General features: G+C 71.3%; 13 protein-coding genes. 3 read left to right on the top strand and 10 right to left on the bottom strand.

From position 1 onward, the window contains the following. Positions 1 to 41 precede the first annotated feature (41 nt). Entirely contained in the window at positions 42 to 1,517 is a 1,476-nt protein-coding gene (locus OG738_RS02995; protein WP_329051003.1) for a chitinase, read from the bottom strand. 146 nt (positions 1,518 to 1,663) lie between these two features. Between OG738_RS02995 and OG738_RS03000 the strand changes: the two genes are divergently transcribed. Further along, positions 1,664 to 4,072, top strand: a complete 2,409-nt coding sequence (locus OG738_RS03000; protein ID WP_329051004.1) for a Tex family protein — start codon at positions 1,664 to 1,666, stop codon at positions 4,070 to 4,072. A gap of 130 nt (positions 4,073 to 4,202) precedes the next feature. On the opposite strand, the gene OG738_RS03005 is transcribed toward OG738_RS03000, so the two are convergent. Genes OG738_RS03005 through OG738_RS03020 form a run of 4 tightly spaced genes read right to left on the bottom strand, consistent with a single transcriptional unit; the run spans position 4,203 to position 7,783 of the window. Next, a complete protein-coding gene (locus OG738_RS03005; RefSeq protein ID WP_329051006.1) occupies positions 4,203 to 4,610 on the bottom strand; it encodes a hypothetical protein in 408 nt (135 codons plus the stop codon). Between the two features lie 9 nt (positions 4,611 to 4,619). Further along, the gene (locus OG738_RS03010) at positions 4,620 to 5,234 is read right to left on the bottom strand and encodes a VOC family protein (RefSeq protein ID WP_329051008.1); all 615 of its coding nucleotides are present in this window, start codon (positions 5,232 to 5,234) and stop codon (positions 4,620 to 4,622) included. Between the two features lie 29 nt (positions 5,235 to 5,263). Further along, the gene (locus OG738_RS03015; RefSeq protein WP_329051011.1) at positions 5,264 to 6,034 is read right to left on the bottom strand and encodes a 2-keto-4-pentenoate hydratase; all 771 of its coding nucleotides are present in this window, start codon (positions 6,032 to 6,034) and stop codon (positions 5,264 to 5,266) included. A 42-nt stretch (positions 6,035 to 6,076) separates the two neighbouring features. Further along, complete coding sequence (locus tag OG738_RS03020) at positions 6,077 to 7,783, bottom strand: acyl-CoA dehydrogenase (protein WP_329051014.1); 1,707 nt, start codon at positions 7,781 to 7,783, stop codon at positions 6,077 to 6,079. 235 nt (positions 7,784 to 8,018) lie between these two features. On the opposite strand from OG738_RS03020, the gene OG738_RS03025 reads away from it, so the two are divergent. Both OG738_RS03025 and OG738_RS03030 read left to right on the top strand, forming a co-directional pair. Next, complete coding sequence (locus tag OG738_RS03025; RefSeq protein ID WP_329051015.1) at positions 8,019 to 9,590, top strand: DEAD/DEAH box helicase; 1,572 nt, start codon at positions 8,019 to 8,021, stop codon at positions 9,588 to 9,590. Between the two features lie 215 nt (positions 9,591 to 9,805). Next, positions 9,806 to 10,174: a hypothetical protein gene (locus tag OG738_RS03030; RefSeq protein WP_329051017.1), complete on the top strand. Its 369-nt coding sequence runs from the start codon at positions 9,806 to 9,808 to the stop codon at positions 10,172 to 10,174. 2 nt (positions 10,175 to 10,176) lie between these two features. On the opposite strand, the gene OG738_RS03035 is transcribed toward OG738_RS03030, so the two are convergent. From OG738_RS03035 to OG738_RS03055, 5 genes are all read right to left on the bottom strand, one after another. After that, on the bottom strand, positions 10,177 to 10,995 hold the full coding sequence (locus tag OG738_RS03035; protein ID WP_329051019.1) for an SMP-30/gluconolactonase/LRE family protein: 819 nt from the start codon (positions 10,993 to 10,995) through the stop codon (positions 10,177 to 10,179). Then, on the bottom strand, positions 10,992 to 11,357 hold the full coding sequence (locus OG738_RS03040; RefSeq protein ID WP_329051021.1) for a DUF1761 domain-containing protein: 366 nt from the start codon (positions 11,355 to 11,357) through the stop codon (positions 10,992 to 10,994). The genes OG738_RS03035 and OG738_RS03040 overlap by 4 nt, the downstream gene beginning before the upstream one ends. A 72-nt stretch (positions 11,358 to 11,429) precedes the next feature. Next, positions 11,430 to 12,314, bottom strand: a complete 885-nt coding sequence (locus OG738_RS03045) for an ABC transporter permease (RefSeq protein WP_329051023.1) — start codon at positions 12,312 to 12,314, stop codon at positions 11,430 to 11,432. Further along, the gene (locus OG738_RS03050; RefSeq protein ID WP_329051024.1) at positions 12,301 to 13,092 is read right to left on the bottom strand and encodes an ABC transporter ATP-binding protein; all 792 of its coding nucleotides are present in this window, start codon (positions 13,090 to 13,092) and stop codon (positions 12,301 to 12,303) included. Before OG738_RS03050 ends, OG738_RS03045 begins: the two co-directional genes overlap by 14 nt. Positions 13,093 to 13,111: 19 nt before the next feature. Further along, entirely contained in the window at positions 13,112 to 14,170 is a 1,059-nt protein-coding gene (locus OG738_RS03055; RefSeq protein WP_329051026.1) for an ABC transporter substrate-binding protein, read from the bottom strand. Positions 14,171 to 14,209: the final 39 nt, after the last annotated feature.

Raw genomic sequence — 14,209 nt, forward strand, 5'->3', positions numbered from 1 at the left:
CCTCCCGGACCGCGCTTCCGGGAGGGCCTTTCAGCGCACGGTTACGGCAGGCCCGCGAGCCCGGCCGAGACCGTGTTGGCGAACGCGTACCCCTGCGACGCGTCCCAGTTGATCGACCACGTCATCGCGCCGCGGATCGTCGGGTACGTCGTCGACGGCTTGAACGAGCCGCAGGACGTTCCGCGGGCCAGGCAGTTCAGGGCTGACACCGTGTTCGACGGCGCCTGGTAACCACCGCCCGCCGCGGAAGACGACGCCGGGAGGCCCAGGCCGACCTGGTCCGCGCGCAAGCCGCCCTGGAGCTGGATGCAGGCCAGCGCCGTCAGGAAGTCGACCGTGCCCTGCGCGTACACGCTGCCGTTGCAGCCGAGCATCGTGCCGGAGTTGTAGTACTGCATGTTGACGACCGTCAGGATGTCCTTGATGTTCAGCGCGAGCTGGAAGTAGCCGCCGGACGTGGACTGCATGTCGATCGTCTGGGGCGCCATCGTGAGGACCTTGCCGCCGCCGTTGTAGATGCTGCGCAGCGCTTGGCCCATGTAGGTGGCGTTGATGCCGTTCTCGAGGTCGATGTCGACGCCGTCGAAGCCGTAGGTCGAGATCAGCGACTTGACGCTGTTCGCGAAGTTGTTCGCCGACGACGAGTCGCTGACGCTGATCGTGCCGTTCTGTCCGCCGACCGAGATGATGACCCGCTGGCCGCGCGCCTGGACCGTCTTGATGTCCGCCCTGAACTGCGCGTCCGTGTAGCCGCCGAGCTGCGACGACAGGCCCGAGTCGAGCGTGAAGCTCACCGCGCCCGGCGTGCCCGTGGCGTCCGCGAACGACACCGCGATGATGTTGTACTTCGTCGGGACGTCGGCCAGCTTCAGCGCCTTGGCGCCGTTGTAGAAGTTCTGCCAGTAGCCGGTCAGGACGTGCTTCGGCAGGTCACCCTGCGTGGGCGGCGGCGTGGTCGTCGTCGGCGGGGTCGTGGTGGTCGGCGGGGTGGTGGGGGTCGTGGGCGTGGTCGGCGTCGTCGGCGGCGGGGTGCCCGGGCCGTCGAGGCTGACGTCGTCGGCGTAGTACGTCGGCTGGGCGTACCAGCCGTGCAGGTACACCGTCAGCGACGTGCTCGAACCGGTCGTGAAGCTCAGCGACAGCTGCTGGTAACCGCTCGTGCCCGGCGTCCACGTGCTGGTCGTCGCCGAGCCGGAAACGCCCAGGTAGACGTAGCTGCCCTGGACCCACGCCGACAGCTGGTACGCCGTGTTCGCCGAGACGGTGAGCGTCTGCGAGCACTGCGCGTTGTCCGACGACGTCGGGGTCGCGCTCAGCGCGTGGCTCCCGCTGTGGACCGGGGTGCTCACCGCGGTCGGCGTGGCGGTGCAGGTCCAGCCCGAGGTGCCGGCTTCGAAGCCCGGGTTGGCCAGGATGTTCGCCGCCGCGGCGTTGCCGGCGAGGACGAACGTCACGCCGAGACTCAGCGCGACCACGGAAAGTAACGAAATCAGGGCTAGCCGGACCTTGGGGACCACGGGCGACCTCCACGACGGTAGTGAGGCGGGTCACCACAAAATGGACTGGACCAATCTGATTGTCAAGGAGCCCCATCCGAAAGTCGGGGTGGCGGAAACGGCAGAATGAGACGATCGGAAGCCAGGCGAAGCAGGAGCGTGTAGCAGTGAGCGTGTCGGTCGAGCAGAAGATCGCCGAAGAACTGGGCGTGCGCGAAGGACAGGTCAAGGCCGCCGTCGAGCTGCTCGACGGCGGTTCGACCGTCCCGTTCATCGCGCGGTACCGCAAGGAGGTGACCGGCATGCTCGACGACGCGCAGCTGCGCACGCTCGAAGAGCGGCTGCGCTACCTGCGCGAACTCGACGAGCGGCGGCTCGCCGTGCTCGAGTCCATCCGGAGCCAGGGCAAGCTGGACGACGCCCTCGAGGCCTCGATCCTCGCCGCGGACACGAAGTCGCGGCTCGAGGACATCTACCTCCCGTACAAGCCGAAGCGCCGCACGAAGGCCATGATCGCGCGCGAAGCGGGGCTCGAGCCGCTGGCCGACGGCCTGCTCAACGACCCGACGACCGACCCGCAGGCGGCGGCCGCGGTGTTCGTCGACGCGGACAAGGGCGTCGCGGACGCGCAGGCGGCGCTCGACGGCGCCCGCGCGATCCTCGTCGAGCGCTTCGCCGAGGACGCCGATCTGATCGGCGAACTGCGCGAGAAGATGTGGGGTCAGGGCCACCTGGTCGCCAAGGTCCGCGCGGGCAAGGAGGAAGAGGGCGCGAAGTTCTCCGACTACTTCGACTTCTCCGAGCCCTACACGAAGCTCCCCTCGCACCGGAGCCTCGCGATGCTGCGCGGCGAGAAAGAGGAGGTCCTCGACCTCACGATGTCGCCGGACGAGCCCACCGATGAGCCGCAGGTCGGCCCGACGGACTACGAGACGCGCATCGCCGCGAAGTTCGGCATCACGCAGCAGGGCCGGCCGGGCGACAAGTGGCTCGGCGACACCGTGCGCTGGGCGTGGCGCACCAAGATCCTCCTGCACCTGGGCATCGACCTGCGGATGCGGCTGCGCCAGGCGGCCGAGGACGACGCCGTGCGCGTGTTCGCGGCCAACCTGCGCGACCTGCTGCTCGCCGCGCCCGCCGGCACGCGCGCCACGATGGGCCTCGACCCGGGCTTCCGGACCGGCGTCAAGGTGGCCGTCGTGGACGCGACCGGCAAGGTCGTCGACACCCACGTCATCTACCCGCACCAGCCCGCGAACAAGTGGGACCAGTCGATCGCGGAGCTGGCGGCGCTGGCGGCGCGGCACAAGGTCGACCTGATCTCGATCGGCAATGGCACGGCGTCGCGCGAGACGGACAAGCTCGCGCAGGAGCTGATCAAGAAGCATCCGGAACTGAAGCTGACGAAGGCTGTCGTGTCCGAGGCGGGCGCGTCGGTGTACTCGGCGTCGGCGTTCGCTTCGGCCGAGCTGCCCGGCATGGACGTCTCACTGCGCGGCGCGGTCTCGATCGCGCGGCGGCTGCAGGACCCGCTGGCCGAGCTGGTGAAGATCGACCCGAAGTCGATCGGCGTCGGGCAGTACCAGCACGACCTGTCCGAGGTGTCGCTGTCGCGCTCGCTCGACGCGGTGGTCGAGGACTGCGTGAACGCGGTCGGCGTCGACGTGAACACGGCGTCCGCGCCGCTGCTGACCCGGGTTTCGGGCATCACGACGGGGCTGGCGGAGAACATCGTTTCGCACCGCGACACGAACGGCCCGTTCCGCTCCCGGACGGCGCTGAAGGAAGTCGCGCGGCTGGGCCCGAAGGCGTTCGAGCAGTGCGCGGGCTTCCTGCGGATCCCGGACGGCGACGACCCGCTCGACTCGTCGTCGGTGCACCCGGAGGCGTACCCGGTGGTCCGGCGCATCCTGTCGAAGACGGGCACGGACCTGCGCTCGCTGATCGGCAACACGCGGACGCTGTCTTCCCTGCGCCCCGGGGACTTCGTCGACGACACGTTCGGCCTCCCGACGGTGACGGACATCCTGGCCGAGCTGGACAAGCCGGGCCGCGACCCGCGCCCAGCCTTCAAGACGGCGACGTTCGCCGAAGGCGTGGACAAGATCGGCGACCTCAAGCCGGGCATGCGCCTGGAGGGCGTCGTGACGAACGTGGCGGCGTTCGGGGCGTTCATCGACGTCGGGGTGCACCAGGACGGGCTCGCGCACGTTTCGGCGCTGTCGAAGAACTTCGTGAAGGACCCGCGGGAGGTCGTGAAGCCCGGGGACATCGTGAAGGTGAAGGTGCTCGACGTCGACGTGCCGCGGAAGCGGATTTCGCTCACGCTGCGGCTGGACGACGAGCCGGGTGCCGCGTCGTCGCGTGGCGGCGGTGGCGGTCGGGATCGCGGCCAGCAGGGTGGCGGCGGTGGCGGCGGACAGCGCCGCGGCGGCTCGGGTGGTGGCGACCGACGCGGTGGCGGCGGTGGTCGGGGCGGCAACTCCGGCGGCAACTCGGGCTCCGGCGGCAACTCGGGCTCGGGCGGCAGCGGCTCGATGGCGGACGCGCTGCGGCGGGCCGGGTTCGGCAAGTAGGACTTGCCCACAGGCCGGCGGAGTTGTGGACAACTCCGCCGGCTTTTGGCTTTTCCGGCAGTTTCGTCAGTGAGCGCCGATAGACTGGTGCAGGGCACGCCCCCCTGGGAGTGGCGGGGGACCCCCGGGGTCAGCGCAAGGCGGATACCCCCACCGCGAACAGCGCCGCCGGTACCACCGCCGCCGCCGCGCTGATCAGCCAGGTCCCGCCGCGCCAGCCCGCCGGGGACGCGTCGAGCACCAGCCGCCGCACCAGCGCCGCCTCGACTACCGCCGTCAGCAGGAATCCGAAGCCCACGCTGAAGATCGCCATGGCGCCGACGAAGAACAGGCCCGATGTCGAAGCCGCGCCGAGCGGGGCCGCGACCTCCCAGCGCACCACCCCCGCGGCCGCGGCGAGCAGCGCGAGGAGCAGCACGAACGCCAGGATGAAGCCGATCCGGGCGTTCGTCCGGGGCTGGGTGAACCACCAGAACCCGGCGTCGAGCACCAGGACGACCGCGGCGAGCACCACGAAACCGGCACGGAACGTCAGCACCCGATGACCCTAGCGAGGCGAGACCTGGCTCATGATCGCGGTCGTGTGGCCGTCGGGGTCGGCGAAGAACGCCATCCACTCCTCGACGCCCGACTCGTGCCGGAAGATCAGGTGCGGTGCGCCGAGGAACTCGACACCCCGGCCGCGCAGCGCGTCGTACGCCGCGTCGATGTCCGGGACGCGGAAGTAGAGCACCGACTCCGTGCCCTTCGGCTCGCCCGCGGTCAGGAACAACCGGACGCCGTCGCAGTCGAAGAACGCCAAGTCGCCGAACGTGTACAGATGCGCGAGGCCGAGCACGTCGCCGTAGAACGCCTTCGCCCGGCCGAGATCCGCGACGGTCCGCGACACCTGTCCGATCGGTCCCAGCACCGCCGCCTCCTCACCCGTCCGGCCGGCGAGCGCGCTGTCCGCCGGGGCGCCGCGCCACGCGCGCAGCTCGGCCCGCCCGGCCAGGCCGAGCTTGCGGACGGCGTTGCCGACGTGGAACTTGACGGCGTCCCGGCTGGTGCCGCGCCGCCGGGCGATCTCGCCGTTGGTCAGGCCGTGGCGGACCGCGTCGACCACCCGCCACTCGGCGGGGGTCAGCCGGTCGGGGTGCCGTGGCCTGCCGCGCTCGCCCACGCGCCGACGATAGCCCCGGATCCGCCGAATTACCCTCCCCCGCCGAACCGCGCCTCGACGCTGCCGAGCGCGCCGAAGTCCGCGACGACGTGGCCGCCGGCGTGGATCGGGCACGGCGGGGTCGCCGTCCCGGTCGTCACGACGTCGCCGGGGCGCAGCGAGCGGCCGTGGCGGGGCAGCTCCATGGCCAGCCAGTGCAGGGCCAGCCGCGGGTCGCCGAGCACCAGGCTGCCGCTGCCGCGCGAGAACTCCTGGCCGTCGGCGTGCAGGACGACCGGCCGGCGCGGCAGGTCCAGGTCGCGCCAGCCCGGTACCGGGCGCCCCTCGACGAACCGGCCGGCGCACGCGACGTCGGCCAGCAGCTGCGGGCCGCCCGCGTGCCGGTGGTCGGCGTAGCGGCTGTCGGGCATCTCCAGCGCGAGGAACATCGTGTCGACGGCGTCGAGCACCGCGGTCAGCGACGGCGACAGCCCGGGGTCGGCCTTGAGCCGGAAGGCGAACTCGGGCTCGGCGACGCCCATGGTCATGGTGTCGGCCGGCACCGGCTCGCCCTCGGCGTGGCGGAACCGCTCGAACATCACGCCCGGCAACGGGCCCGGGACGTCGAGGTACTGCCGGGCGTACGCGGTGGTGGCGGCGATCTTCCAGCCGGACACCGGCCCGGCCAGCTCGGCGAGCGCCGCCTGCGCGGCCATCCCTTCGGCGAGGTCGCGCGGGCGGGCGTCGGCCGGAAGACCGTCGAGGCGCTTCCCGGTCCGCCACGCGTCCCAGATGAGTTCTGCCGCCCGCTCTCGGTTCACGCTCCCGATCTTGCCAACTCCGAGGATCGGGTGTCGATCGGCTTACGGGTTCATCGCGTAGGCCCCGGAGAGCGCCCGAACCCGTACCCAGACGTTCTCGAAGCGTTCGGCGTCCACCACCGGCTTGCGCACGGCGGCCAGTGCGATCGCCTGCTGGGCTTCGGTGGAACTCGCCTTGCCGTTGAGGTCGATCGCCGCGGCGCTGAAGTCCTGCACCAGCACCGCGAAGATCTGGTCGACGACCTCGTCGTCCAGGCCGGTGATCCGGGCCTGCTCGAGGACCAGCTGGCCGTACACGATGAGCGTGAACAGCTCGGTGAGCGCGAGCCCGAAGTCGAGGTCGGCCTGCTGGGCCTCGTCCGGCGCGGCCTCCGTCAGCAGCTTGACCAGGTAGCCGGCCTGCTCGGTGAACCGCGCGACGTTCGGGATGCCCGCGGCCTCGGCGTAGGCGGTCTTCCAGTCGTGGAAGCGGATCTTCGACAGCCCGCGCGCCGGGCCCTGGCGGAAGAGGAACTCGTCGTCGGCCGCGTCGGTGCGGGTCGGGACTGGCGCGTACTCCTGCGGCGCGAAGAGGTACGCGGGCATGAACTTCGCGATCAGCGCGAGGTTCACCGCCACCGTGCCTTCGAGCTTGGGCAGGCCGTCGATGTCGTTCTTGGACATCGCGAGGTACGTGTCGGCTTCGAAGCCCTTGGCCGCGACGACGTCGGCGACCAGCCCGATCACCTTCTGCGCCTCGGTCGTCACCTTCATCTTGGTGATCGGGTTGAAGAGCAGGTAGCGGCGATCTTCGGCGTGAGCGCTGCGGAAGTAGTCGACGGCACGGTCGGAGAACAGCTTCATCGCGGTCAGTCGCGCGTAGGCCTCGACGAACTCGCGGCGCACGTGCGGGAAGTTCGTGACGGGCTTGCCGTACAGGACCCGGTTGTGCGCGTGGGTGATGGCCTCGTACAGCGAGTGCGTCGCCATGCCGATGCCGCCGAAGCAGAGGTTGAACTTGCCGATGTTGACGGTGTTCAGCGCGGCGCTGAAGGCCTCGGCGCCGACGTGCAGGATGTCGTCGGCGTGCACCGGGTAGTCCTCGAGCCGGAACTCGGCGACGTACATCTGCGACGGCACGACGTTCTTCACCACGTGGTAGTTCGGGTGCTCGGAGTCGGCGTAGAAGAAGACGTACTGGTCGGGACCCTCGACGCCGTCGATGCGGCCGAAGACCGACACCGTGCGCGCGCAGTTGCCGTTGCCGATGTAGTACTTCGAGCCGGTGGCGCGGTAGCCGTCGCCGTCCTTCGTGAGCACCAGGTCGGAGGAGTAGATGTCGGCGCCGTGGTCCTTTTCGGACAGTCCGAACGCGCCGACGCCGCCCGCGTCGAGTGCGGCGGCCGCGCGCTCGCGTGCCGCGGCGTTGGCGCTCTGCCACACCGGGCCGAGGCCGAGGATGGTGACCTGCCAGGGATACCAGTAATTCAGGCCGTAGAAGCCGAGGATTTCCGACAGCGCGGCGACGCGGGCGGTGTCCCAGCGCTTGTCGGGGTTGCCACCGGCGTTCGCGGACGGCGTCAGGAAGGTCGAGAACAGGCCTTCCTTGCCCGCGAACTCGAGGAAGTCCGCGTAGAAGGTGCGGGCGTGGTAGTCCTCGGTCAGCTTCCCCTTGCCGCGCTGCTCGAACCAGTCGATGGTCGCCCGGAGCAGCCGGCGCGTCTCCGCGTCGAAGTGGGCCGGGTCGTACTCGTGCGGGTTCAGCAGCATGGGTGAGCCTCCTCGATTACCGACCGGTAACTTAGCAAGCCCCCCGAGTGCGGGCAATCTCACTAGGGGTACGTCACTCGCGTTCGGTACACTGATCATGCGGGCCGCTCAGTTCTGCCTCGGCCCGCTGCTGTTGTCGACTACCACGCGCCGCGGCCGTTGACCGGTCTGCGCCGGGCAGGACAACCCTTCTCAGGTAATGGAGACCAGGGCGCTCGCACGCCCGCATGCACTTATGAGCACTTTCGCTGAACTCGGCCTGCCCACGACCCTGGTGACCGCGCTGGCCACCCAGGGCGTCACCGAGCCGTTCCCCATCCAGGCGGCGACCCTGCCGCACACCCTCGCCGGGCGTGACGTGCTCGGCCGCGGCCGGACCGGCTCCGGCAAGACCTACGGCTTCGTCCTGCCCGTACTCGCTCGCCTGTCGGCAGGACCGACGCGGCGCAAGCCGGGCCGTCCCCGCGCGCTGATCCTGGCGCCGACGCGTGAGCTCGCGACGCAGATCGAGGCGTCGATCCTGCCGCTGGCGAAGCCGCTGGGCCTCAAGACGACCACGATCTTCGGCGGCGTCAGCGCGAACCCGCAGATCACGAAGCTGCGTGACGGCGTCGACATCGTCGTCGCCTGCCCCGGCCGGCTCGCCGACCACATGCGCTCCGGGCACGTGAAGCTCGACGCCATCGAGATCACCGTCCTCGACGAGGCCGACCACATGGCGGACCTGGGCTTCCTGCCCGAGGTGCGCCGGATCATGGACCAGACGCCGTCGCGCGGGCAGCGGATGCTGTTCTCCGCGACCCTGGACAACGGCGTCGACGTGCTGGTCAAGCGCTTCATGAACGACCCGATCACGCACAGCGTCGACTCGGCGCAGTCGCCGGTGTCGACGATGGAGCACCATGTCCTGCACCTCGAGGAGACCCACCGGTTGCCGGTGCTGGTCGACCTGACCGCGGCGCCGGGCCGCACGCTGGTCTTCACCCGGACGAAGAGCCGCGCGAAGGCGCTGACGCGCAAGCTCGTGGCGTCCGGCGTCCCGGCGGTGGAGCTGCACGGCAACCTCGGCCAGAACGCGCGGACACGCAACCTCGAGGCGTTCTCTTCCGGCGCCGCGAAGACGCTGGTCGCGACGGACATCGCGGCCCGCGGCATCCACGTCGACGACGTCCGGCTGGTCATCCACGCCGACCCGCCGGTCGAGCACAAGGCGTACCTGCACCGCTCGGGCCGCACGGCGCGCGCGGGCGCGTCGGGCACGGTGGTCACGCTGATGACGGACGCGCAGGTCCGCGACGTGCGCGACCTGACCCGCAAGGCGGGCATCAAGCCGACGACGACCCAGCTCGGCCCGGGTCACCCGCTGCTGGCGGAGCTGGCCCCGGGCGAGCGGTCCTTCACGGCGTCGCCGAAGAAGCCGCCGGTGGACAACCGTCCGAAGAAGGTCACGGCGACCGGCGCGGCCCCGGGCGGCGGCCGTGGCCGTCGTGGCGCGCCTGCCACTCCGAAGGAGAACCGAGGCGGCCAGCGTGCGCGCGCGAACGGCCAGGAGCAGGCCTGGGCGGCCGCCCAGGAGAAGTCCGGTGGCCGCCGGTCGGGGGCCGCTTCGGGTGGCTCGCGACGCTCCGGCGCACCGGCCGCTTCGGGCGGTGCGCGCCGGTCGGGGGCCGCTTCCGGCGGTGCCCGTCGATCCGGCGCGCCCGCCGCTTCGGGCGGCTCGTCCCGGTCGGGCGCACCGGCCACCGGCAACCGCGGCGCGGCGGCCTTCTCGTCCGGCACCCGCGCGGGCTCCCGCCGGGGCCGCTGACCCCACCTGCACCGCACGCGGCCCCGGACCTGCCGTCCGGGGTCGCGTCGTCTCCGGAAGGCGGCGAAGCGTGCGCGCGCCAGTCGGGGCCACCCCGACGGTTGCCGACACTCCGGCCGCCTTGAGCGGACCCCCTCCCAGCCGGGCAAGCGCGGCGCCGCCGCACCCGACCCCGGAAAGCGGCGCGGCGGCGAGGCGCGTGCGATGCTCTCGGCATGGAGGACACGGACCTGGTGCAGACCGGCATCGGCCTGCTGGCGTCGGTTTACCGGCTTCGCCAGAACCTGCTCGCCGGCGGTGGCGAGGCCGGGTCGAGTGGCTATCCCGAGCTGCTCGAGGGGGCCCTCGACTTCACCATGACCGCGGACTCCGCCGTCCCGCCGGAGTACGCCGCCGAGGTCCAGGATGTCGTCAAGCAGGCCGTCGACGAACTGGCCCGGCGTCAGGAGGCGGTCCTGCGGGGGCTGCTGATGGGGTTCGTCAAGATCGTCGAAGCCTACGAGGACCACCACCCCGGGACCGACGTCCTGCAGCTGCTCCAGCAGCTCTCCCTCGAGGTCGCCACCGAGCCGCCGGAGGAGTGACCTCACGCACGGCCGACGCCGACCGGGTGCGCCAGGAGCTGCCCCGTCCGGTCCGCCGCCGTGCCCACCCCCTCGATGCCACGCCACTCCTGCGTCACCACGTACAACGTGTCCTCGCTCAGCGCGCACGCGAAACACCCGTGGTCGAAAGCCAGCCGCTCCAGCACCTCGCCACCCGCACGGACGCGGGTGCACGAACGTCCCGGCACGTCGGACACCCACACCGCGCCCGAGGCGTCGAGGGCGATCCCGTCCGGGACCCCCTTGCCGAGGTCCGCCCACACCCGGCGGCCCGACAACCCGCCGTCCGGTAGCACCGAGAACGCCGTCAGCCGGTTCGCGTACGACTCCGCCACGATCAGCGTCGCGCCGTCCGGGGTCAGCGCCATGCCGTTGCCGAACGCGATGTCCGAGGCCACTTCGCGCACCGAGCCCGCCCGGCTGACGTGCAGGATCGCCCCCGGCCGGTACTCCTCCCCCGCCATCAGGTCGAAGCCGCCGCCGTTGACGTAGCAGCCGCCGTCGCGCGCCACCACGATCTCGTTGAAGCCGGTGCCGCCCAGCTCGGCGTGGGTCGCCGGTCCGGACGGCGTGAGCCGCAGCAGCAAGCCGTCCGACGAGGACACGACCAGGGGCTGCCCGTCCAGGAAGTCGAAGCACATCGGCATCGTCGGGAAGTCCGCGCGGAACACGACCTCGCGCTGTCCTGACGGCGTGACCGCGACGATCTCGTGCGCGAGCCAGTCGGCGAACCACAGTCGCCCGTCGTGCCAGCGCGGGGACTCCCCGAACGCGATGCCCGCCAGCACCACCGCCGTCATCGCCACACCCCCAGCACCGTCGCCACGACCACGATCTTCACCAGCCAGTCGCCCGCGTGCAACGCGGCCAAGCACACCGGGACGCGCTCGTGCAGCACCGAGCCCGCCAGGATGGTCAGCGGGAAGCCCGCCCAGACCAGCGCCGCCAGGCTCCAGGCCGGCCAGGACGTGCCCGCGGCCAGCACCACGAAGACCACCACCAGGACCAGCGTCCGCCCGAACTCCGCGCCCAGCCGCCACGGAGACGGCCGCGCGGCCGCACCCGCCGGGCTCAGCTCCGCCCAGACCCGTCCGAACGCCGTGTACCAGACCGCGCTCACCACGAACGCCGCCACCGAGGCCACCAGCACCGGGATCACCATCGCCCGCTCCCTTCGTCGACTTGCGAAGGGGACGTCGAGGCCGGGAACCCGGCTTCGACATCAACCGGCGAACTAAAGCGAAGAAGTCAGCCCGCGGGCTCGCAGCACCGCGCGCTCCAGCGGGCGGAACACCAGCAGCTCGATCCCGATGCCGACCAGCAGGATCAGGAAGATCGCCGCGATCACCGTCTCGATGCTGTTCAGCGACGACCCCTGGTTGAGGTACGCGCCGAGCCCGACGCCCAGCTGCGGCGACAGCGCGATCAGCTCCGCGGCCATCAGCGAGCGCCACGAGAACGCCCAGCCCTGCTTCAGTCCGGCCAGGTATCCCGGCAGTGCGGCCGGCAGCAGGATGTGCCGGGCCGACGAGAGCCGGTTGGCGCCCATCACCTGGCCGACGCGCGGCAGGATCGGCGGGATCTGGTCGATCCCGGACACCAGGCCGTTCGCGATCGACGGCACCGAACCGAGCAGGACGACGAAGTAGATCGCGCCGTCGTTGATGCCGAACCACAGGATCGCGGCGGGCACCCACGCCACCGACGGCAGGCTCTGCAGCCCGGTCAGCAGCGGCCCGATCGCCGCCCGCACCACGCGGACCTTGGCCACGACCAGGCCCAGCGGCGTGCCGAGGACCACGCCGGCGAGGAAGCCGAGCGCGGCGCGGTGGACCGACGTCCAGACGAAGCCGAACACCTCGCCGGTGACGACGCGGCTCCAGAACTCGTCCCACACCGCGATCGGCGCGGGCAGCTGGGCCTCCGACCAGAACGCGGCCGCCCAGAGGATCTGCCAGACGACGATCAGCAGGACGAGCGCGAGCACCGGCGGCAGGAACCCCCAGGCGAAGCGCTTCCAGAAGCTCGGACGGCGTTCACCGACCGGAGCGTCGAGCGAGTCCAGTCCGGCGCCGACCGCGTCGAGGTTCTCTTCGGCAGCCGAGTCAAGCTGCGGCATGGGTGCTGATCACCTCTCGCAGGTGCCCGGTGATCTCCTCGGTCAGCTCCTCGGCGTCGGCGAGCGGCACGTCCGTCCACTCGCGCACGACCTTGCCCGGCCGCGACGACAGGAGCACGACGCGCTGTCCGAGCCGGACGGCCTCGCGCACGTCGTGCGTCACGAACAGCACCGACGTGCCCGTGCTGCGGTAGACGCGCAGCAGCTCGCCCTGCAGGACGTCGCGCGTGATGGCGTCGAGCGCGGCGAACGGCTCGTCCATCAGCAGCAGCGCCTGCTCCGGGTCGCCGCCGACGCGCAGGGTCGCGGCGAGCGCGCGGGCCAGCGCGACCCGCTGGCGCATCCCGCCGGACAGCTCGTGCGGCCGCTTGCCGCCCGCGCCGTTCAGCCGGACGAGGTCCAGCAGCTCGGCGGCCTTTTCGCGACGCTCGGCGCGCCCGAACCCGGCCAGCCGCAGCGGCAGCTCCACGTTGCGGGCCGCGGTCAGCCACGGCATCAGCGCGGCCTCCTGGAACATGACCGCGGGCCGCGACGTGTTCAGCGTGATCTCCCCCGCCGACGGCGCGTCCAGCCCCGCGACCAGGTTCAGCAGCGTGCTCTTGCCGCAGCCGGACGCGCCGAGCAGGCAGACGAACTCGCCGGGCGCGACCGTGAGGTCCACGCCGTCGAGCGCGACGACCGCGCGGCCGGCCGGGCCGAACGCCTTGCGGACGCCGTCGAGCCGGACCGCGGTCGCGCCGGTGAAGCTGCTCCGGCCGGTCGGGAGGGTCGTGGTCATCGCTGGCTGCCTCTCGGGATCACTTGGCGAGTTCGGGCGCGTTCACGGCGGGCTGGTTCTTCTCCTTGAGGACCTCGTTCAGCGGACCGAAGTCGGCGAAGCCCTTCAACGCTACCGCCGACTTCACCACGCCTGCCGTGACCGAGTCCTGCGCGAGCTGCGGGAACTCGGCCGGGATCGGGTCGGTGGTCAGTTCGATGCCGGAGAACGCGCGGTCGATCACGCCCTGGCTCAGGCTGCTGCCGGCCAGTTCCTTGAGGGCGCCGTTCACGACGGTCTTCGCGTCCGCGGGGTTGGCCTTCGCCCACTCGATCGCGTCGAGCTGGCCCTTCAGGACCGCCTTCACGGTGTCCGGGTGCTGCTGCAGGAACTCGCTGCGCACGATGACGACGGTGGTCGGGAAGCGGCCGCCGGGCCACAGGTCCTTCTCGTCGACCAGGACCTTCGCACCGGCGTCGAGGACCAGCCGGGACGCCCACGGCTCGGGCAGCCAGCCGCCGTCGAGCTCACCCTTCTTGAAGGCGTCGAGCGTCTTGGAGTTGTCCAGGTTGGTGATCTTGACCTGGCCGGTCAGCTGCTTGCCGGCCAGGAACTTCTTGAGCGCGACGTCCTGGGTGTTGGCCAGCTGCGGCGTGGCGATGGTCTTGCCCTTGAGCCCCTCGACGCTGGTGATGTCCGGCTTGACGACCAGCTGCGCGCCGCCCGAGACGGCGCCCGACACCAGCTGGATGGCGCCCTTGGACTTGGTGAAGGCGTTGATCGCCGGGCCGGAGCCGATGTAGGCGATGTCGAGCGAGCCGCCGAGCAGCGCGTTGACCTCGTCGGGGCCGGCGTTGAACGTCTGGGTGGTGAGCTTGGTCGAGCCCAGTTCCTGTTTGAAGAAGTCCTTCTTGACGCCGATCAGCGCGGGCGCGTGCGTGACGTTCGGGAAGAACCCGAGCCGCACCTCGGTGGCCGCACCGGCGTTGGCGGCCGGAGCGGCGGTGTTCTCGGCCCGGGAACAGCCCGCGAGCACGCCCACGACGGTCAGTGCGGCCAGCGCCGAGGCCAGGAAGCGGGTTCTGTGGTGGGTGCGCACGTCGGCGTCGCCTTTCGGGGTCGGTGTCGGGGCGAGGTT

This window comes from Amycolatopsis sp. NBC_01488, from assembly GCF_036227105.1.
Taxonomy (GTDB): Bacteria; Actinomycetota; Actinomycetes; order Mycobacteriales; family Pseudonocardiaceae; genus Amycolatopsis.